Origin of the sequence: Acinetobacter sp. YH12140 (assembly GCF_013418475.1) — a bacterium.
Classification (GTDB): domain Bacteria; phylum Pseudomonadota; class Gammaproteobacteria; order Pseudomonadales; family Moraxellaceae; genus Acinetobacter; species Acinetobacter amyesii.
On the sequence record NZ_VPBZ01000005.1, the window covers coordinates 352034 to 372248 of the forward strand.

Here is a 20215-nt window from a genome sequence, read left to right on the forward strand (position 1 = left end):
CAAAAAAGAATATATTCATCAATTTAATTCATCAACGCCGTCATTGTTGTTAAATTCACCATACCCTATAATCCATTGAAAATAAAACAAAATGGATAATTAAAATTGAATATTTATGCCTTATTTATGATCGCCATTGTGGGTTTAGGTGGATATTTTTATGCATATCCGGCTTATCAACTTAAGCAAGAGGAAGATAAGATTCGTCAAAGTATGAAACAAATTCCAAATCAGTCACGTACGCAAAATCTAGAAAATATTTACGGCTATACCGCGCAGGCTGAAATGTTGAATCAATATCCAAATTACATTGTATATATTCGCTTTGATGAGCTAAGTGATCAAACCGCTCCCGAATCTGTTCAAGCCATTATCCGTGAATTTTCATGCGATGGCTTAAACCGTTTAAAGAACAATTCCGAGCTCGTTCGTAAAGCTACCCTAAATGTCATTAAAGAAGATCAGCATCAATTTCAATACATTCTAAAAAACAAATTAGGTTATGAAATTTTTAAATATCAACAAGTTATGGATAATTGCCCCAATATTGCTGAACTTTATGCCTATCAAAACACTGAAGAAATTAAAAATTAGAGCTTTTCGGTTTAGATGGATTATGTAAATTTTCATAGCCGCTCTAGGCCGAACAAGCTAACATCAACATATTCAATAACTTTAGAATAATTTAGGAATACGGCATGGCTCAATTCGCTGTGATTGGCTTAGGAAGTTTTGGCGCAACTGTTGCCACTGAACTCATGGGTTTAAAACACGATGTCATTGGAATCGATAGCAACAAAAAGTTTGTTGAAAGTATTTCGGACCAGCTGACCCATGCAGTGATTGCTGATGCAACAGATGAGCACGTTTTACAAGAACTCAATATTCAAAATTGTGAAGCCGTCGTTGTCGCGATTGGTGAAGATATTGAAGCCAGCATCTTATGTGTGCTCCATCTAAAAAACATGGGGATCAACAAAATTTGGGCCAAAGCCAAGTCCAAAGCACATCACATGATTTTAACCCATTTAGGCATCAGCAAAATCATCCATCCTGAAGAAGATATGGGTGTCCGTGTTGCCCAGTCACTGAGTTATCCAATGGTGAGCCGCTACATGGTGCTCGAAGATGATCATTATTTGGTGAAAGTTGAAATTAAAGAACCACAACAAGGCACGCGTTTAAATCAAATAATGGATCATGTCCCAGAAGTGAAGACGATTTTGCATAAACGTGGCACCGAGCTTCAATATAGTTTAGATCCGAACTTGATTTTACAAACAGGCGATATTTTAGTGGTTGAAGGTTTACTCGAACATTTACGTCGACTGGCTAAACATTTCAAAGCAACTTTGTAATCAGCGTCGTGCTCTATTTGCACACAATCGCGCAAGATGACAGTAGAAAAACATGAAACTGCACAATAAACAGCGTAATACCATTAATCTCAGCCCGCCCAGTATTTTGGCATTGGGTTTTCTTGGGCTTATTATCATTGGCACCTTGCTGTTAAAACTCCCTTATTCACATCATGGTGATTTAAGTTGGATCAATGCCCTCTTTACAGCGACCTCAGCCGTGACCATTACAGGACTTTCAGTTGTGAATGTCGGCGAAGCCTATACTGTGTTTGGTAAAGTCGTGATTATGGGTTTACTACAATGCGGCGGTCTCGGCTTTATGACCTTTGCGATATTGGCCGCTATGAGTTTGTCCCCTAAAATTGGGCTAAAACAACAAATTATGGCTCAAGAAACCATTGGACAGACAAGCCTTGCCAAAGTGACCATGACCATCAAAGGCGTACTGCTGTATTCGCTATTTTTTGAAATGGTGGGAACGGTTATTTTGACCATCGCTTGGATGCAAGAATACAATTTTAACCAGGCCCTGTTCTATGCTGCCTTTTATAGTGTTTCTGCATTTAATAATGGTGGATTTTCATTATTTCCCAATAGTTTAATGAGCTTCGCTGACCGTTATTTCATTACGTTTACCATCAGTATGCTTTATATCATCGGTGGTATCGGCTTTTTGGTACTGATGGACATTAAGCGCAATAAAAGTTGGAAAAAACTCAGCACCAATAGCAAGCTGATTTTATCGACCATTGCAGGCTTAAATATCTTCGCCTTCATCACCATTTGGTTATTAGAAGCCAATAATGCTGCAACCTTAGCCACGATGTCACTAGGTGATCAAGCCCTCAACGCGTGGTTCCATGCAACGGTTCCACGTTCATCCGGTTTTAACAGCTTACCCATGGAAAGCATGAGCGATGCATCATCACTCGTCACGATGTTACTGATGTTTATTGGTGGTGGTTCTCTCAGTACGGCCGGTGGCATTAAAGTCGGGACGTTTATTATTGTTGTACTCAGTGTGGTCAGTTTTTTAAGACGTGAAGATGAACTGCGTGTGTTTAACCACTCTGTTTCAGAAAAAACCACCTTTAAAGCATTAGCGGTAATTTTCATTACAGTGACGTTGATATTTATTGGTTTTTTCAGTCTATTGCTTCTCGAACCTGATAAACGCTTTTTAGATTTGCTGTTCGAAGCGGTATCCGCTGCTTGCACCGTTGGTCTATCTCGTGGCATCACCAGCGACTTACAACCCGCCAGTTTAGTCGCCCTGATGTTATTAATGTTCGCAGGCCGCCTTGGACCCTTAACACTGGCTTATCTGATTGCCACACCGAAGAAGAGTCGCTTAAAACACCCACCTTCTGAGATTCAGATTGGTTGATTTGTACATTTTCTCACAGTTATAAAAAACCACGCCTTAGCGTGGTTTTTTTAAATTCGCATCTTTAGAACCAATTCATTAATGACACACCGACACCGACATAGGTTGCCCGATGGTTATAGTCAATCAGGCTTTCACCATAGCCATCAAACAATTGAACTGTGCCGCGCAATTTACCATTGATTGGGAAAGTCCAATCAAACTGCACAGCACCATGTGAGTCATCACCACCTTTCAGTGAATGACGTAACATCAAACTAAAATCATGATCTTTATGACGATAAAATGCTGTTAAATCCCCACGTCCCACATAATCGGTAATGTCAGGGTTGTTATCATCTTTGGTATCCTCTTCGAAACGATACCAAGGACGTAACATCAGTGCAAAATTGTCACGTTCAAATCCTAGATTTAACATGACACGGTTCCAACTCCGCGATAAGGGATCAGAACGTCCATTAGACTGATGGTTAAAGGTTAGACCCAACATACGCCAATTCAAACCTAAGAGTTCATAGTTGGTACGAAAAACCAGACTAGCCTCAGGTTCATAGTTGGTTTCACGGAATGGTCGTGATTCGTCTTCGTTGTAGACTTGCCAACGAGAAGACTGGGTATAGCCCAACCAGATATCACCATTATCACTAAATAAGTTTTCAACAGCTTTGGTTTTTAATGACAATTGAAATTTGGCTTCCATCGATTTCAGGTTTTGTTCCTGATCGGCTTGTACCGTGTTGTTTTCATTCGGGCTTGATGGACGTTCATTTTTATCCGAAGTCCAATATCCCGGCATTAAATACACAGGTTGATAGCCACGAATATTCCACGTCCCCAATTTACTTTCTGGAGAAAGCTCCCAACGACTATCCAATAGTGAAAGATTTGGATTGAGGTTCGGTGCTTCTACAGCAAATAAACGGTCCGTAAACGCATGACTGACTTTTTCTTTCAAAGTCAGCTTTTCAGTCGGCTCAGGTTTGATTTCTTGGGCAGCTTGACGCTCAGAAACCAACATTTCTTTTTCAGCAGGTTGCACTTTAAACAAAGCGTCATAACACGATAATCGCTCTGCATTTGACTCAAGTGCCACACATGCTTCAGCGGTAGCTGGTTTAACAGCCACTTCCGCATTTTGTGCATTTACAGTATTGACATACATTGAACTGAGCGCAATGAGGCTCAGTTGCAATGTCGTACGCTCAAGAGATTTGAACGCCATAAAAACCCCTTTTTTGTTTTAATTCACTTGTTTTATTTCGAAACCAAGCTCAACCAAAGCATCTCGCTTAGCCACCGGTGCAACCACAGCTTTTGTCGGTTGTTGTTCAACCAAGTACGCCACAGCAACACGTTTTAGATCTTCCAAAGTCACATTCAAAAGACGTTCACGTAACATTTGACGGAAAGCTGGAGTGCGTTTATGCAATAAAGCATAACAAGCTGTAATAGCTTCACCCGCTGGTGACCCTGGTTTATCCATGCTGGCAATTAGACCCAAAATCGCTTCTTCTAGCTGATGCGGTTGTTGTTCAGCATTCAGTAGCCACTGCACACTTGCGTCAAAATCTTTAAACGTTTCAGCTAAACGTGGGTCACGGTAGCTATAGAAACGGAATGAACATGCATTACCGTCATAGCTTGCACCACCACCATAAGCACCACCTTTTTCACGAATCGCGCTATGCAAGAAGCCATTACGCAAATAAGCCGCCAAAATCATTAAAGGTGCTGCATCAGGATGCGACACTTCCACCGCAGGATATGCTGAAGCGCAGAACTGAACATTGGCTTGAATGAGCCAAGCTTCGTCATTGTTGCTATCTGCAAAATTCACTTGAGTTAAAGCATGTGGGTTATCATCAATCGCCACTTTATCCCAAATGGTTTGAACTTCCTCAACCAATCGGTCTGAATGATGTTCTTCACACACCACCAAGAATTGTTTTGGTGCTTTAAGCAAACGGTTATGAATTAACTTAAGCTCATCAATCAAGGCATTATAAGCAGTGTCGTCTTGCTCAATTTTGCTGACAAGTTCTGACAACCAGTTCAGCGCGCCTAGGCCTGTATTATGATAATCACGTAACGCCAATGCACTATGTTGACGACCTGCAATTTGCATTGCATAGCTATGACCAGAGCCAGAAACACGTGAATGCCAACGTGCTTTACGTTGTTGCAATAACTCTACGATACGGTTTTTCTCATCAAAACGTAGCTGTTCAAAAGCCAATTTCAATAAGCGAATGGCTTCAAGATTATTCACCAATGATTTAGTGGTCAACGTTAGCCAAGCACTAATTTGACCTTTATCGTCCACTTTTGAACGCAGCGATGCGCCCATACCTAAACCGCCACTCACAGCTGTTTGCAACTGTTGTAGCTCTAAGTAGTCGTATTCACCTGCACCAACTTCACCCATCAAAATCGATAAGAGATTGAAATACGGCGATTGCACCACTTCATCAGGAATCTGAATCAAAACTTGTTGGTAATAAAGACCATTGGTGCCTGCATGGTAAAGATTTAACGGCGTATCCAAGCCATTACTGATAATTTCGCGTAATTGACCTTGTACAATCTGTAATTGTGCAGGAACGTCTTCCAAACCTACTTTAGGTAATAGGTTCAAATCATCTGGGGTATCTTGACGAATGTTCAGTGCTTCAGTCTGCGCAATAATCTCTGCTTTTTGCGCTTCAGTTAAGTTCGCAACAATTTCTTTTAAACGTGCTTTTTCTGCTGCCGCTTCCAACGCATTTTTTTCAGCATCTGGAACAAAAGTTAATTGCACACGATGTTGATTATCTAGCAAGTAGGTTTTGATTAAGTTAGATAACCACATTGGGTCTTTCAACTCTTCCTTCACTTGTTCAATGGCCGTATCCACATCCCAGACATCCACAGGGTCTGAATGGTGAATCGCACTGCTTAAACCATTCAGAATTAAGCTTAGGCCATATGGTGTACCATCACCATTGATTTCACGCTGATGCAATTCAATTTGATGCAAAATCGCCTCAACTAAAGCCGGGTCAACAGGCTTAGCCGCAACGTCTTCTAATACTTTAAACACGCCATTTTTAAATTGTTCTGCATGCTCAGGGTTGGAACCTTGAATTGCACAGTAGAACGTCATTTCAAAGTTTGAGTCATCTACGCCCATAAATGGACCAGTAGACTGCGCATAACCACAGGTTTCTAAGTAATGACGTAATGGTGAAGCAGAATCTTCAAGCAATACACCCTCAACCAAACGCATACCTAAACGTAATTTGATATTACTTGCTTCTGGCAATAACCAAGAAAGTACATGATAGGTTTTGTCTTTGAGGTCTTCAGCATCAACTGCATACGTTTCAGTTACAGTTACAGGCGCAGTTAAACGACGTTCAGGTTTTGAATACAGCGTTTGACCTTTTTCAAATTTAGACAAAGCAAGCGTTTCAAACTGTTCTTGTAAGTTATATGCAGGCTCATTACCAAAGGTCATGAACACCGCATTACTTGGGTGATAATGTGATTTGTAGAAACTGACCAACTCTTCATAGCTTAAGTCAGGAATGTCTTTCGGATCACCGCCTGAGTTGTAATGATATGTCGTTTCTGGGAATAAATGATGTGCAAGTTGGTGATACAACTGATCTGAAGGTGAACTCATTGCACCTTTCATTTCATTAAATACCACGCCTTTATATACCGCTTCGCCATTTTCTAGCTCAATACGAATCCCTTCTTGCGCAAAATCAAGGGGGTTCAAATTCGCAGCAAAAGCAGCATCCATATAAACTTCTAACAAGTTTTGGAAATCTTTTTTGTTTTGCGTTGCAAATGGATATGCCGTCCAATCCGCTGCGGTAAACGCATTCATAAACGTATTGAGGGAACGACGAATCATTAAAAAGAATGGGTCACGTACAGGGAACTTTTCTGAGCCACAAAGTGCTGTATGCTCAAGAATATGCGCCTCACCTTTTGAATCCATCGGCTGTGTACGGAAGGCAACTAAAAATACATTTTCATCATGGTTTGTGGCTAAGTGATAATGCACTGCGCCAGTCACTTTGTGTTTATATTCAGACACTAAAATGTCTAAAGCTTCAACATGATGTTGACGAATCAACTGAAACGCGGGATGTACAGTTTGAGAAATGGTTTCAGTGACATCTACAGTCATGTGTGCTCCTAATCTATTCATTTAAATTAGGCAAAGTATACCTTAAAAAATCACAACTAGATTCACCGAAACAACATTTCCAACTGTTTTAATCAACTTGAACTTTAATTTTAAAAATCACTTGTTTTCGCACTAAAACATTTAGACTGGTTTTATAGATTGCCTATCATTTCGTGTTGACCAATAGACACAAATCACAATCGCCAATAACAATACAAAGGAAGCCATAAAGCGACTTAAATCCAATCCACCTGAACTGATTGGCTTATCTAGAAAATCGCCGACAACTGCGCCCAATGGACGTGTCAAAACAAAAGTAGCCCAAAATAAAATCGTCGTTGAGACCTGACTAAAAAAGTACAACAATGCCATCAAGATAATTAGACCACCAAATAGCCAAATGCCACCGCTATAGCCTAATCCTGCACTATCGGAAGTCCAGTCCCCCAAAGCTGTACCTAGCGTTTGAGAAAATGTAATCGTCAACCAATAAAAGATCTGTGTTCGCGGCAAATTCACTACACTTGGATTGATCGATCCTTCGACTCGATACCAACTAAAAAGCGATATGAGCACCAAACTCAGTAACAGCAAACTACCACCCAAGTAGCCAATACCTAAAGAACGATCTACAAAATCCGCTAAGGTCGTACCGACCGTGGTACTGGCAATAATCGTGGCCCAATATAAATAAGGTTTATAGGCTTTGGACTGTATTTGAAAATACAGCATACCGATAAATATGCCCGCAAAAATAAAGGTACTGAGTAAATAGCCCAAATTTAAGGACATGGACAATGCATCACCACTGGTTTCACCAAAGGTGGTCGCAAAAATTTTGATCAACCAGAACAGTGCGGTAATCTCAGGGACTTTTTTAACGTAGTCTTGTAGCTCATGCACGTGCATATGCATCACTCAATGCAGTTATTTTGATGCTTATATCTTCGACAACTGAAATGAATTTTTGCTTAAAATTTTGTTTTAAAAATCGCACTATTTTTTAGAATTACCAAATAAAAAAAGCACCCGATGTCGGATGCTTCATTTACAGTGTTTACTGTCTATTTTTGGATTGAAAACTAAACCAAATATTTGAAATAATTATAATTTGGATGACTTTCGACATAGACATAATTCTGTTTTTGATAGAATTTTGCAGCATTTTTAAGTTCTGTATTTAAGCATAGTGCAGAAAAATGCTTTTTCGCACCCTTTTCCAATTCCACCAATAGCTGCTTACCCACGCCATGCTGACGGTACTGTGGATGCACATAGAAACGACGAACTCGACCAATCCGTTCTTCTACACCAGCATCACCCCATTGCTGATTTAAACCGCCACAAGCAATCAATTTATCGCCATCATAAGCAAGCAATAATTGCTCACCCGTTTGGTCAAAACGATTTTTACCACTTTGATATTCTTCAATTAAACGGTGTATAAATGTATAGCCTTCATGCTGCGCCAAAGCAGCAATATTTTCGATTTGAGCAGGAAGTTGCTCTGCTGGACGAATCGTAATTTCCATATATTCACACTTTTAATCTGTTATCTATTTATGATGACCAAATCATCTTGATTCAGTCTGAACACCCTATAGCTCTATAAAAGTAAAATTTTTCGATTTGCACAATAGCAAAGCTGATTAAAACGGTAACTAATTCAAAAAAAATGTAAAAATATAATGGATTTGCCCGATTTTTATACACACTTGTCCTTTAATTGAATTTTCTTCAACAAACTACAGCAATCCTGAGCATTCGTGTAAACTTAGCACTTTCATTTTTTTGATGTGAACATACAACATGGCAACTGTTGACCTTTTTGCAATTGGTAATGCACTTATTGACCAAGAATTTAAAGTCTCTGACGAATTCCTAATTCAACATAATCTGCAAAAAGGTACGATGCAACTGACTGATGGCGATACTCAAGCAACCCTTTATAACAATCTAAAAGCCACTCAAGAATATAAAGGTCAAGCTTCTGGTGGTTCTGCAGCAAATACAACGGTTGCTTTTAGTGCTTTAGGCGGAACTGCATTTTATGGTTGTCGTGTCGGCAATGATGACTTAGGTCAAATTTACCTAAATGGTTTAAACGACGCTGGCATCCAAACTGCAACTCAATCAATCAGTGAAGGTGTAACTGGCACATGTATGGTATTGGTCAGCCCTGATTCTGAACGTACGATGCATACTTACCTTGGTATTACTGCTGAATTAACTGATAGCCAAATTGATTTTGGCAACTTAAATACTGCGAAATGGTTATATATCGAAGGTTATCTTTCTACATCAGACAGCGCACGCCTAGGAATAAAACAAGCACGTCAAATCGCCAAAGCCAATGGTGTACAAATTGCATTGACCTTATCTGATCCAGCAATGGTGCAATATGCACGTCAAGGTCTAGATGAGCTACTCGATGATGGCGTAGACTTATTGTTCTGTAACGAACAAGAAGCACTGATGTACACCGAAACAGATCATTTAGATGCTGCACTTGCTAAATTGCAATCACTAAGCAAACACATTGTCATTACATTAAGTGCCAAAGGTGCCTTAATTCATAATGAAGCCGCAACATTTACCGTGCCAGGTCGTAAAGTTACCGCAGTAGATACCAATGGTGCTGGTGATGCTTTTGCTGGTGCTTTCCTATATGCACTCAATGCAGGTCATGACTATCAAACGGCTGCTGAACTTGCCATCTTGATCTCAAGTGAAGTTGTGGCTCAGTTTGGTCCACGCCTAGCAGTTGAAGACTATGCTCAGCTTTTACAATCATTTCAGAAGGAATGTGCTTAATGTTTAAAATTTGCATGACGGATGATGTGCCTGAACGTGAAGCACGATCATTCGAAACGCCTGAAGGTGAAACGATTTTTATCACCCAACGTGATGGCATGTTTTACGCTTATCAAAATAACTGCCCACACTTGCACGTGGAACTTGAGTTTCTAGAAAATCAGTTTCTAGATCGTGACCAAGAATTTATTGAGTGCTCAACACATGGCGCACTGTTTATGGTCGAATCTGGGGAATGTATTTCTGGACCATGCCAAGGTCAAGCTCTTGAAAAAGTGAATATTAACGTGCATTCTGATGGTGGAATCTACCTCACAGAAGAATAAACGCTGGAATACAACCATGTCCGCATTTTTAACAGACTATAACTTAATACCCTTTCATTTAAGTTTATTGGCCGTACTGTTATTGGGCATGGTTGAAACCATTGGCTACTATATCAATATTAGTCCTAGCCAAGTTTTAAAAAGAATCGCTCCTCAGCGCATACAAGAGTTGGCATTATTGAATGTCAAATTTTCCAAGTCTCTGATTTTGTTCTTCTTACTGATGAATTTTAGCTTTGCAGGCTATGTACTTCAGTTTTGCATCCATGCCAAAGAAGGTCAATTCGTTCCAGCTTATTATTTAATTTTACCTGCGTTGATCATTGCCATATTCTTTACGGTATTTATGATTCATTGTTTGGATCAGGTTGTCCCACCCAAATATAAAAAACAAACGGTTAATTTACTCGGTCGTCTAGCCACCATTTCAAGTGGAAATGCCCGTCCCGGCTTTTCGGCTCAAGCGCGTGTACGTGATGAGTTTGGTCAACTACATTATGTGCAAGTTGAGCCAGAGTTTGGTGAGTTAGAGTTTCAGTCGAAAATCATTTTGATTCGTCAAAAAAAATCACACTATATTGGCAAAAAAATCAGTGTGTCGAACCGTTTATTTAATCCATCTTAGCGTCACATTGTTATCATTTTTCAAATCATAAAAAAGCCAGTGTTCACTGGCTTGTATTCAATCAAATACCTAAATCGATATTTTGATTAACGCTTCAGGAAACCTGAGACCAAATTCATCACTTGTTGAATATCAGCATTAGCTTCTTGCTGATTGGTTTGTCCAGCTTGTGGCGTCAATGAGTCAATAATTTGCGGCAATACCGTTGAAATTGCGCTATATACATCTTGTTTCTGAGTTTGTGTTTCTTGTGCAACTTGCTCCACTTCGGCATCATCAAATAAATTTTGTACTTGTTGATTAGTCACAGCAGCATTATCACCAGGGCCTGTAGATACCCAATCATCAACCTGACTGCTCAAGCCCTGTCCACGTAATTTATCCAAAGCACCTTGTAGGCCACCTTGTTTTTGAATCCAAGCCAGCACCAGAGGTAACACTGCTACTAAAATGGTTGATGCATTACCACCGCTACTACGTTGCTGCGGCTGCGCTGCACCACCCAGTTGGCCCAACACAGAGCCTAGAATTCCACCCAAACCACCCGCTTGGTTTTGAGCATTGGTTTGGGTATTTTGAGTGCCTGCATTTGCGCCCAATTGACCCAGCACCGAACCTAAAATACCACCCAAACCACCTTGTTGATTTTGATTGTTTGCACCACCAAGGGCCTGCTTTGCTAAAATCTCAACAATATTATTTAAATTTGTCATTTTATTTTTCCCAGTGAAACCTAGATAAACTTAATTACAGCATACGTGGGAAAACACAGATTTATCATAAATGTTTGTTAATTTTTGCAATTTCTCGCAGGCTAAGTATTTGTTACCAACGGAATTTATCCCAGTTTTCAGGATTTGCCCAAAATTTAGAGTTAAACCAATCTGGAATGTGTTTATAAGTCAAAATATTAAACTGCCATAAAGCAAAATCACTTTCATGTGTGGTTTTATCAATGAGCTGAGTAAAGCCTAAAGCACGTAATAATTGTTCATCGTGTAATTTGCTCACCACCACGATGCGTTTGGCAAATAGGTCACGCAATTTTACCAACATCTGAGTTTTCTGCTGCTGATCCAAACTCAACATCATTTCAGTATCAAGAATCACAAATCCAAGGTCAAAACGCTGGGTAAAAGGCAGATTTAAAAACTCAGTTACGTTAAAATGTTGCCATTGAATTGGATGAAATTGATTGTATTGCTCAAGATCCTGACCAATACAGATTGCGGTTGAAATGGGCTGCTCTTTTGACAAATCGTCTAGCATAGAAGTGATGACATTTTGTTCAGCCATTGACCGCATCCTTAATAATGAAGTGAGTATTCGTATGGAACTACAAGGCATTTGCCATAAAATGCATGCAGGTCTTAAAGACCTAAGTGTAACTGATCAACATACACACAAGGCAAATGTTGAGTATAAATTTATTCTAGATCGCTCAGAAGTTGATCTACCGTTTAGCCTTGGCCAAGAAATTGAAATTGAAGCCACTGGAAATATCTACTGCATTTCTTGCGGCGCAAAAACGCCTAAATCGTATTCACAAGGTCATTGCTTCAAATGCATGAAGACTAAGGCATCTTGTGATATGTGCATTATGAAGCCTGAAACCTGTCATTATCATCTCGGGACTTGCCGTGAAGATGATTTTGCCCATGAAGTTTGCTTTCAACCGCATATTGTCTATTTAGCCAATTCGAGTGCCTTAAAAGTGGGGATTACCCGCTTGGGTCAAATGCCTACACGTTGGCTAGACCAAGGTGCGACGCAAGCTTTGCCTATTATGAAAGTTGGTTCACGTCGTTTATCTGGTCAGCTTGAAGTCATGTTTGGTACGCAAGTGGCCGATAAAACCGATTGGCGTAAATTGCTCAAAGGTGAAGCAGAACCGATCAACCTGATCGAAATTCGCGACCAATTGGTGGAAGAATTTGCACCAAAAATTCAGACCATTCGTGAAGAATTTAGCCAAAATTTAGAGTTTAATGAAACTGTTGAACTGTTAGAAGATGAGTTGCCACGCCAATTTATCTACCCGGTAGATGAATATCCTGAAAAAATCAAATCGCATAATTTGGACAAAACACCAATTATTCGAGGAAAATTACAAGGGATTAAAGGTCAGTATCTGATTTTGGATACCGGTGTGATCAATATTCGTAAATACACGGGCTATGAAATTAAAGTACGTACTTAAATCGACTTAACGTGTCTAATTAAGTTTAAAAAAGCGAGATATTTCTCGCTTTTTTTCACACACTTTACCGATTTTATTCATTGAACAGTTGAAAGAAACTTTAAATATGGCAGCGCTATTAACTGCTCCGCTTCTAAGATAGGCATATGACCAACATGGTCTAAAATCAGTGGCTTTTCAGCTTTTTTAAATAAGCGTCTCAGTTCTTCTGCCACTTCAACATTGATAATCTGATCTTGCTTCCCCCAGATAATAAACACAGGTGCATCAATGCCTCGTCCAGCCAAAGCAAAGGACTCTGGCGTATACAAGGTGGCCATTTTTTGCAGTTGCTCCACCATTTTATTGGTTTGCTTAGACTGAACTATCATCAACTTTTCTTGCCCAATTTTTAATTCTTGTGGAATAAAAGGCGGGGATTGCATCACGATCTTCATCACGCGATCAAAATCACCAGTTTTTCTGACCACTAGCTCTGCAAGCTTTGCTGTATCTTTTAAATACACTGTATTACTCGACTTAAAGACACCTGCCGAATCCACCAACAATAAAGATTTCACTCCTAAGGGATACTGAGCACTATAGAGCATGGCAATTGCACCACCCATCGAATGCCCTGCGATATGTAAATTTGGATCTAACTTTGCAGCATCAATAAATCGTCGTAATTTTTCAGTTAAATTTGGAATCGATAGATCAAATTGATCTTCGACAATAGTTTCTCCATGTGCTGGCAGATCTGGAATAATGACATGATAGTTGGCCGTTAAATAACGGGCAACGCGGTTCCAATTATCACGCGTGCCTGACAAACCATGCAGCAACAACAGCGTCGGTTTTTGTGGATTTCCCCCTTCACTATATGTCCACTCGATTTCATTATTTTTGACTTTTTTACTAGTCAAGCCCGCCCAAGCTCTTTCCTGCTCTAGAACATTTTGAAAGTTTAGTTCTGCAGCTTGAATACTACTGGCAACGCAAATCGTTAGTAGCATCTGTATCATGTATTTAAAAAATGATCCATCCATCGCAATAACGGATTCTTTAAACGTTTACATTGAGGCATATACAGAGATATCATCCGCTTAATCCTTTGTCGTGATGAGTTATTTCGTCTTCATATTATTTTTTTGAGAACACCAATCTACGATGCTAGAGTCGATATTTCATTTGCCAAATCTTTTAAATAAAAATTATATCTGTCAATTTAAGTCAAAAAAAAACCAGCTCGAAAGCTGGTTTTTTTAAAGCTGCCTTAATTATTTAATTTTGGCATGATCTTTTAGATAACGTGTGTAGTCATCAAATTCTTGCTGACCACGAAGCTGTTGATAAAGTTTTTTTAACTCATCTAACTGCTCACCCGTTAATGCCGCATCAGATTGTTTGTTCACTGCAGTCACAGCAACCACAACCAACTCATTTGGTAGATTTGTAGTCGTAACAGACCAATGACCTGCTTTCGGCGCTTTTACACTAAATGCAGCACGTTGAATTTCGCGTTTCAACAAACCATCAGCACGAGTGAAGGTACCCGCATTTTCAAAGTTTAAATTGCCTTTCGCGACTGAAGCAGCAGGTTTTGCAGCAAACTCTTTCAATGTCGCTTGAATCTGGGCTTTTGCAGCATCAGACGCTTTCTTTTCAATCAGCTGAGTTTTCACATGCGCTTTCGCTTCAGCTAAGGTTTGAACACCTGCAGCATGATAGTTACGCACTTTCACCCAAACTACATCACCGTTTTTCAACTGAATGCTAGATGAAACATTACGTTCACCATTTTTAACATCATCGTTAAACAATTTAACTTTGACGTTTGCATCACTTAAAACTGGATGTTGCGATGCTAATGTTAAGCCATTCAATGATTGAACTTTTACACCTTTCACTTCTTGACCCACGACATCAAGGGCATCACTGCTCACAACCATATCATTGAGGCTGTTTACAGTGTCAGAAAAAACATTGGCTTTTTTCGAAGCAGCGACTTCTGCTTGCAGACGAGCTTTTTCTTGTTCAAATGAAGCCACTTTTACAGCTGGCGCCACTTTTTCGATCAAGTGATAACCACTGTCTGTTTTCACTGGAGCAGTCACTTGACCAGCTTGAGCACCTTCAACTGCTGCATCAAATGCATCACCAAACACACCTTTTTCATAAGCAACCAGTTCACCACCTTTTGCTTTAGATTCAGGATCTTCAGAGAATTGCGCAGCAGCTTGGTCAAAGCTTAAACCTGCTTTAATTTTAGCTTGAACACTTTCAGCCAGTTTTTTAGCTTCGGCATCTGAACGATTGTCCGCAGTGATCATGATGTGCTTAACGATAGGTTTAACTGACTTCTGTGCATTCTCAACAAAGCTGTTATACGCTTCTTTCAGTTCAGCATCAGTTGCAGCTTCTACAGGTGCAGTAATATTGGCAGGTGTTAATACGACAAAATCTGCATCAACACTAGTTGCTTGCTTAAATTTGTTTTTATGCTGCTCATAGTAAGCGGCAATTTCTGCATCAGATACTTTTACATTTTTCTTGTAATTTTCAAGATTAATGCTTGCCAACTGAATACTACGTTGTTCCGTTTGTAAGTTCGCAATTTGCAAGATATCAAGCTTACTCACCAATGCATATTCCATAAATGTTGTAGACAACATTTTTAAAGCATGGTCTTTACGTAAATTATCAATGAATGTGCGATTCGTCATACCAATCGATTCGAGGTATCGCGCAAACGCTTCATCAGAAAATTGACCATTGACTTGAAAGCTTGGCTGCTGATGAATCATTTGCACAATTTGTGCATCACTCAAGCTAATGCCTAATTTATCAGCTTGTTGCAATAGCAATTGGCGTGAAACCAAAGTATCCATCGCTTTATTGCTAATGAAATTTTGATTCAATAATGTTTCATCACCCTGAGCATATGCAAGATATTGTTCTTTTAATGAGTTCGTCAGTGCTTCGAGTTCTTTTTGAGAAATTTCAGTACCGTTTACAGTCTTTGCTGCATCTTTAGATCCACCACTAAAATATCCTTCAATACCTACAAGTGCTAAAGGGGTCAAAAACAAAACGAGCAAGACCTTGCCCAGCCAACCCTTAATGACTTTACGAAACGATTCCATAAGTATTCCAATATTTTATTTGCGGTGAATTTTAACCGAAAACCCGAGATGAATGAATGCGATATATCAATTAATCACATTTACCAATAAAAAACGCGCCAATTTATGGCGCGTCTCATGTGCTTAATAAGATTAAGCTACAGAATCTTTCAAGCCTTTACCCGCTTTGAAGCTAGGAACTTTGCTTGCTTTGATTTCTAAAGTCGCACCAGTTTGTGGGTTACGACCAGTACGTGCAGCGCGTTCTTTTACGCTGAAAGTACCGAAACCAACTAAAGTAACTGTATCACCAGCTTTTAATGCATTGGTAACTGCAGCAATTGTAGCATCTAAAGCTTTACCGGCATCGGCCTTAGATAATCCCCCATTTTCGGCAATTGCATCAATTAATTCTGATTTATTCATGAAAATTACGTCCTCTTAATATCGTTTATTTAAGGTTCAAGAATTTGTATAAAACGCCATAACGCCTTTATAGCAATGCTTTAGGGTTAAACGCAATACTCCTCAACCTCTTTTTATAGAATTTTTTGACGAAAAAAACCTTGAAAATTCGATAATATTAAAAAAGTTAGTGTTTTTTTAATATTTCGGCCCTCAGTTGGGCATTCTCTTCGGCTAATTGGTCAACTTTAGTATGTAATTGAAGTATAAGCCTTTCTAAGTGCTGTAAATCCTTTACAGTCACTAATCCTAAACGGTTTAAAGAATGATTAACACCATTATCTAAAATTTTTTCTACCTTATCTTTCGTATCGGTTACAGATTCCTTGGCTTTTTCTGAAACTTTTTCGACAGTTTGATCTGCAATATCAATCGTTTTGGACTCAAGCTCCTCTCCAACTTTGACTAAAGAGTCAAAAAGCTTATTTCCCTCTCCCTCAGCACGTGAAAAAGCACCTAATCCAGCCAACCAAATCTGTTTGGTATATTTACGGAAATCCATTTTAGAGCGACGGTCAGAATGACTACGTACGCGAGTTTTAGCCGGCTTTTCTGATGTTTCTTGTGCATCGTCAATTATGCTTTCTGTATTTTCCATAATCCGCACTTCTCCTGATTATTTTATGTGCACAGCAACATGTGATTCTTCATTTTAACAACATAATAGCAAACATATGACTTGATAGATTGATTAAACTGTTCTACAAAGCTGGTGAATTACCAACTTTTTGGTATATTCTAAGTTCCTCTAGAGCAGGACGCTCAGTTTCCAGTGCTTTCAGATTTTAACAAGGACATTTTTTTTATGAGTGATACGCAACAAACACAAGCTCAACCACATTTGTTGCTTACTATGACCCTGATTGTTTTAGAAACGATTTTTACTTTCATTTTAAAACATGACCGTGTTGTAGCATTACAAGCTAAAAAATTTGTTGATCAAAAAGTCGCACTAAAAATAAATAGCTACATCCCTTATTTTGACTTTTATGTTCAGTTTACTGAGCACGGTATTCTGTTCGACACGAAATCTCCAGATAAAGCTATCGACCTTGATGTCCGCACGACACTAATGGATTTGGTGAAAATTTTTGTATTTGGTAATCGTAAAAGCATCAAAACCATGCGTATCGATGGAGATGTGGTTTTAAAAGATGAATTTCGTGATTTGGTTTCTTTATTTAGTGTGCCGAAAATTTTATCTGACTGGAAACACTGGCTGTCTGAACCTGTCGAAGAAAATGATATCGTTGCGTCTAAAAAACGTATTGCCCCACTTTTAGAAAAAATTGAACAACAACGCTCTAAAATCAACACACTGCAAGTTGAAGTTAAACAATACAAAAACCGTATTAAGCGTATCGAACGTCGTCAAAAGCGGATTAATATCGCTTTTAGTCTAATATCTGTTCTTTTAATAACGTTATTAGTGTATAATGTGTGGTTCAAATAAATACATAATTTTTCAGACAAAATAAAACAAATAAACAATCTCAAAAAAACTTGACTATTTTAGTCAGGATTCATAAAATCTGCACATCTAGACTTAACATGTGTATCGAATCATGCGCTTAACAACTCGCGGTCGCTACGCAGTGACTGCTCTACTTGATCTAGCTTTGCAGCCAACTGAACAAACGATCACTCTTGCAGAAATTGCAGCTCGTCAAACCATTTCAGTGGCCTATCTTGAGCAGTTATTTGCAAAATTAAAGCGTCACGGCTTAGTTTCCAGCATCCGTGGAGCAAACGGTGGTTATCACCTTGCTCGTAGTGCTGAAGACATCACTGTTTTGGAAATTATTGAAGCTGTAAATGAAACAGTTGATGCAACCCGTTGTGACCACAAAGGCAACTGCCAAAATGGTGCAATGTGCTTGACTCACGATTTATGGCAGGAACTCTCCCACCACATTGCCGATTATCTTGCAAAAATCACCCTTGCTGACCTTGTAGCACGCGATAACGTTCAAACCGTATCAATTCGTCAAAATTCAGCAAACTTTGATTCAGCCCTTTTATCGGTTACAGGTATTTGACATGAAGCGTCCTATTTATCTTGACTATGCAGCAACTACACCTGTAGACCCTCAAGTCGCAGAACGTATGATGGAATGTCTAACGTTTGACGGTACTTTTGGTAATGCAGCTTCTCGTTCTCATGCTTACGGCTGGCAGGCAGAAGAAAAAGTAGAATATGCACGTGAACAAGTTGCTAATCTAGTAAAAGCTGATCCACGCGAAATCGTTTGGACTTCTGGTGCAACTGAATCTGACAACCTTGCGCTTAAAGGTATTGCTCAGTTTTATGCATCTAAAGGCAAGCACATTATTACAAGTAAAATTGAACATAAAGCAATTCTTGATACTTGCCGCGAGCTTGAAGAAGAAGGCTTCGAAATTACTTATCTTGAGCCAGAAGCAAAAACAGGTTTAATCACACCTGAAATGGTTCAATCAGCCCTTCGTCCAGATACAATTCTTGTATCTTTGATGATGGTGAACAATGAAATCGGTACAACTACTGATGTAGCTGCAATCGGTGAATTGACTCGTGCAAACAAAACTTATTTCCATGTAGATGCTGCGCAAGCTGCTGGTAAAGTAGAAATTGATCTTTCAACAATGAAAGTTGATTTGATGAGTTTCTCTGGCCACAAAATCTATGGTCCTAAAGGTATTGGTGCTCTTTATGTACGTCGTCAACCACGTGTACGTATTAAAGCGCAAATGCACGGTGGCGGTCATGAACGTGGCATGCGTTCAGGTACGCTAGCGACTCACCAAATCGTGGGTATGGGCGAAGCGTTCGAACTTGCCGGCAAAAACCTGCATGCTGAACAAACTCGTATTCGTGTACTTCGTGACAAACTTTGGAATGGCTTGCAAGATCTTGAACAAGTCTTCCTGAACGGTCACCCAGAATACAACGTTGCAAACTATCTAAACGTCAGCTTTAACTTTGTTGAAGGTGAATCGTTAATGATGGCACTTAAAGATTGCGCAGTATCTTCTGGTTCTGCATGTACATCAGCAACTTTAGAACCATCTTATGTACTTCGTGCATTGGGTCTTTCAGACGAATTGGCCCACAGCTCGATTCGTTTCAGCTTTGGTAAATACACCACTGAAGCCGATATTGACCACGTACTTGAAATTACCAAAGCAGCAGTTAAAAAACTACGTGATCTTTCACCGCTTTGGGACATGTACAAAGAAGGTATCGACCTTAATTCTGTAGAATGGGCTGAACACTAATTCATCCCGGTGAGATAGCTTTTATTTTAAGGCTATCTCATTGATTAACGTAATTTCATCCCCATATTAATCTTAAGGCTGACCCCGAGGTTTGGAGAAGCATCATGGCTTATAGCGAAAAAGTAATTGATCATTACGAAAACCCTCGTAATGTTGGTGTTTTAGACAAAAATGCAGAAAACGTTGGTACAGGTATGGTCGGTGCACCAGCTTGTGGCGATGTTATGCGTCTACAGATCCAAGTTGATGACAACGGCGTAATTGAAGAAGCTCGCTTCAAAACTTACGGTTGTGGTTCAGCAATTGCATCTAGCTCATTAGTAACAGAGTGGCTAAAAGGCAAAACTCTTGATGAAGCTCAAGCAATTAAGAACATTGATATTGCAACTGAACTTGCACTTCCACCAGTAAAAGTACACTGCTCTGTACTTGCTGAAGATGCAATCAAAGCTGCTGTAGAAGACTACCGTAGCAAGAAAGTAAAAGCTTAATTGT

Annotated in this window: 21 protein-coding genes; 11 read left to right on the forward strand and 10 right to left on the reverse strand. The window is 39.5% G+C overall.

All coding sequences use genetic code 11. The features are described from left to right. Positions 1-105 precede the first annotated feature (105 nt). The 3 genes from FTU75_RS08775 to FTU75_RS08785 all read left to right on the forward strand — a co-directional run bounded on the left by FTU75_RS08775 (position 106) and on the right by FTU75_RS08785 (position 2748). Positions 106-594, forward strand: coding sequence for a hypothetical protein (locus tag FTU75_RS08775; protein ID WP_180115739.1), 489 nt, complete (start codon positions 106-108; stop codon positions 592-594). Positions 595-698: 104 nt separating this feature from the next. Then, the gene (locus tag FTU75_RS08780) at positions 699-1358 is read left to right on the forward strand and encodes a TrkA family potassium uptake protein (RefSeq protein ID WP_180115740.1); all 660 of its coding nucleotides are present in this window, start codon (positions 699-701) and stop codon (positions 1356-1358) included. 52 nt (positions 1359-1410) lie between these two features. Further along, complete coding sequence (locus FTU75_RS08785; protein WP_180115741.1) at positions 1411-2748, forward strand: TrkH family potassium uptake protein; 1338 nt, start codon at positions 1411-1413, stop codon at positions 2746-2748. Positions 2749-2812: 64 nt separating this feature from the next. On the opposite strand, the gene FTU75_RS08790 is transcribed toward FTU75_RS08785, so the two are convergent. The 4 genes from FTU75_RS08790 to FTU75_RS08805 form a co-directional block, all read right to left on the reverse strand. After that, a complete protein-coding gene (locus tag FTU75_RS08790; RefSeq protein ID WP_180115742.1) occupies positions 2813-3970 on the reverse strand; it encodes a phospholipase A in 1158 nt (385 codons plus the stop codon). 18 nt (positions 3971-3988) lie between these two features. Next, a complete protein-coding gene (locus FTU75_RS08795; protein WP_180115743.1) occupies positions 3989-6928 on the reverse strand; it encodes an insulinase family protein in 2940 nt (979 codons plus the stop codon). Positions 6929-7069: 141 nt separating this feature from the next. Further along, positions 7070-7843, reverse strand: a complete 774-nt coding sequence (locus FTU75_RS08800) for a hypothetical protein (RefSeq protein WP_180115744.1) — start codon at positions 7841-7843, stop codon at positions 7070-7072. Between the two features lie 167 nt (positions 7844-8010). After that, entirely contained in the window at positions 8011-8460 is a 450-nt protein-coding gene (locus FTU75_RS08805; RefSeq protein WP_180115745.1) for a GNAT family N-acetyltransferase, read from the reverse strand. Positions 8461-8737: 277 nt separating this feature from the next. Here FTU75_RS08805 and FTU75_RS08810 point away from each other — a divergent pair, with 277 nt between their 5' ends. Genes FTU75_RS08810 through FTU75_RS08820 form a run of 3 tightly spaced genes read left to right on the forward strand, consistent with a single transcriptional unit; the run spans position 8738 to position 10693 of the window. Further along, positions 8738-9742, forward strand: a complete 1005-nt coding sequence (locus FTU75_RS08810) for an adenosine kinase (RefSeq protein ID WP_180115746.1) — start codon at positions 8738-8740, stop codon at positions 9740-9742. After that, on the forward strand, positions 9742-10068 hold the full coding sequence (locus FTU75_RS08815) for a Rieske (2Fe-2S) protein (protein ID WP_078188656.1): 327 nt from the start codon (positions 9742-9744) through the stop codon (positions 10066-10068). The genes FTU75_RS08810 and FTU75_RS08815 overlap by 1 nt, the downstream gene beginning before the upstream one ends. Positions 10069-10084: 16 nt before the next feature. Further along, on the forward strand, positions 10085-10693 hold the full coding sequence (locus FTU75_RS08820) for an OB-fold-containig protein (protein ID WP_180115747.1): 609 nt from the start codon (positions 10085-10087) through the stop codon (positions 10691-10693). Between the two features lie 86 nt (positions 10694-10779). Here the strand turns inward: FTU75_RS08820 and FTU75_RS08825 are convergent, their stop codons facing one another. Beyond that, positions 10780-11406, reverse strand: coding sequence for a YidB family protein (locus FTU75_RS08825; protein ID WP_180034821.1), 627 nt, complete (start codon positions 11404-11406; stop codon positions 10780-10782). 112 nt (positions 11407-11518) lie between these two features. Further along, positions 11519-11989, reverse strand: coding sequence for a DUF6231 family protein (locus FTU75_RS08830; RefSeq protein WP_168378602.1), 471 nt, complete (start codon positions 11987-11989; stop codon positions 11519-11521). Positions 11990-12023: 34 nt separating this feature from the next. Between FTU75_RS08830 and FTU75_RS08835 the strand changes: the two genes are divergently transcribed. Continuing rightward, on the forward strand, positions 12024-12893 hold the full coding sequence (locus FTU75_RS08835; RefSeq protein ID WP_078189198.1) for a DUF2797 domain-containing protein: 870 nt from the start codon (positions 12024-12026) through the stop codon (positions 12891-12893). A 77-nt stretch (positions 12894-12970) separates the two neighbouring features. Here the strand turns inward: FTU75_RS08835 and FTU75_RS08840 are convergent, their stop codons facing one another. From FTU75_RS08840 to FTU75_RS08855, 4 genes are all read right to left on the reverse strand, one after another. After that, on the reverse strand, positions 12971-13897 hold the full coding sequence (locus FTU75_RS08840; protein ID WP_257223745.1) for an alpha/beta fold hydrolase: 927 nt from the start codon (positions 13895-13897) through the stop codon (positions 12971-12973). Between the two features lie 255 nt (positions 13898-14152). After that, entirely contained in the window at positions 14153-16018 is a 1866-nt protein-coding gene (locus FTU75_RS08845) for a SurA N-terminal domain-containing protein (RefSeq protein WP_180115749.1), read from the reverse strand. A gap of 132 nt (positions 16019-16150) precedes the next feature. Beyond that, positions 16151-16423: an HU family DNA-binding protein gene (locus FTU75_RS08850; protein ID WP_078188662.1), complete on the reverse strand. Its 273-nt coding sequence runs from the start codon at positions 16421-16423 to the stop codon at positions 16151-16153. A 166-nt stretch (positions 16424-16589) separates the two neighbouring features. After that, positions 16590-17060: a phasin family protein gene (locus tag FTU75_RS08855; RefSeq protein WP_180007822.1), complete on the reverse strand. Its 471-nt coding sequence runs from the start codon at positions 17058-17060 to the stop codon at positions 16590-16592. Positions 17061-17267: 207 nt separating this feature from the next. Between FTU75_RS08855 and FTU75_RS08860 the strand changes: the two genes are divergently transcribed. From FTU75_RS08860 to iscU, 4 genes are all read left to right on the forward strand, one after another. After that, positions 17268-17915: a hypothetical protein gene (locus FTU75_RS08860; RefSeq protein WP_078188664.1), complete on the forward strand. Its 648-nt coding sequence runs from the start codon at positions 17268-17270 to the stop codon at positions 17913-17915. Positions 17916-18027: 112 nt separating this feature from the next. Next, entirely contained in the window at positions 18028-18501 is a 474-nt protein-coding gene (locus tag FTU75_RS08865; RefSeq protein WP_078188665.1) for an Rrf2 family transcriptional regulator, read from the forward strand. Position 18502: 1 nt separating this feature from the next. Further along, positions 18503-19720, forward strand: a complete 1218-nt coding sequence (locus FTU75_RS08870; RefSeq protein WP_180115750.1) for an IscS subfamily cysteine desulfurase — start codon at positions 18503-18505, stop codon at positions 19718-19720. Positions 19721-19824: 104 nt separating this feature from the next. Then, positions 19825-20211 carry a Fe-S cluster assembly scaffold IscU gene (gene iscU, locus FTU75_RS08875; RefSeq protein ID WP_078188667.1) on the forward strand — a complete coding sequence of 129 codons (387 nt, stop codon included), beginning with the start codon at positions 19825-19827 and terminating at the stop codon, positions 20209-20211. Positions 20212-20215 lie beyond the last annotated feature (4 nt).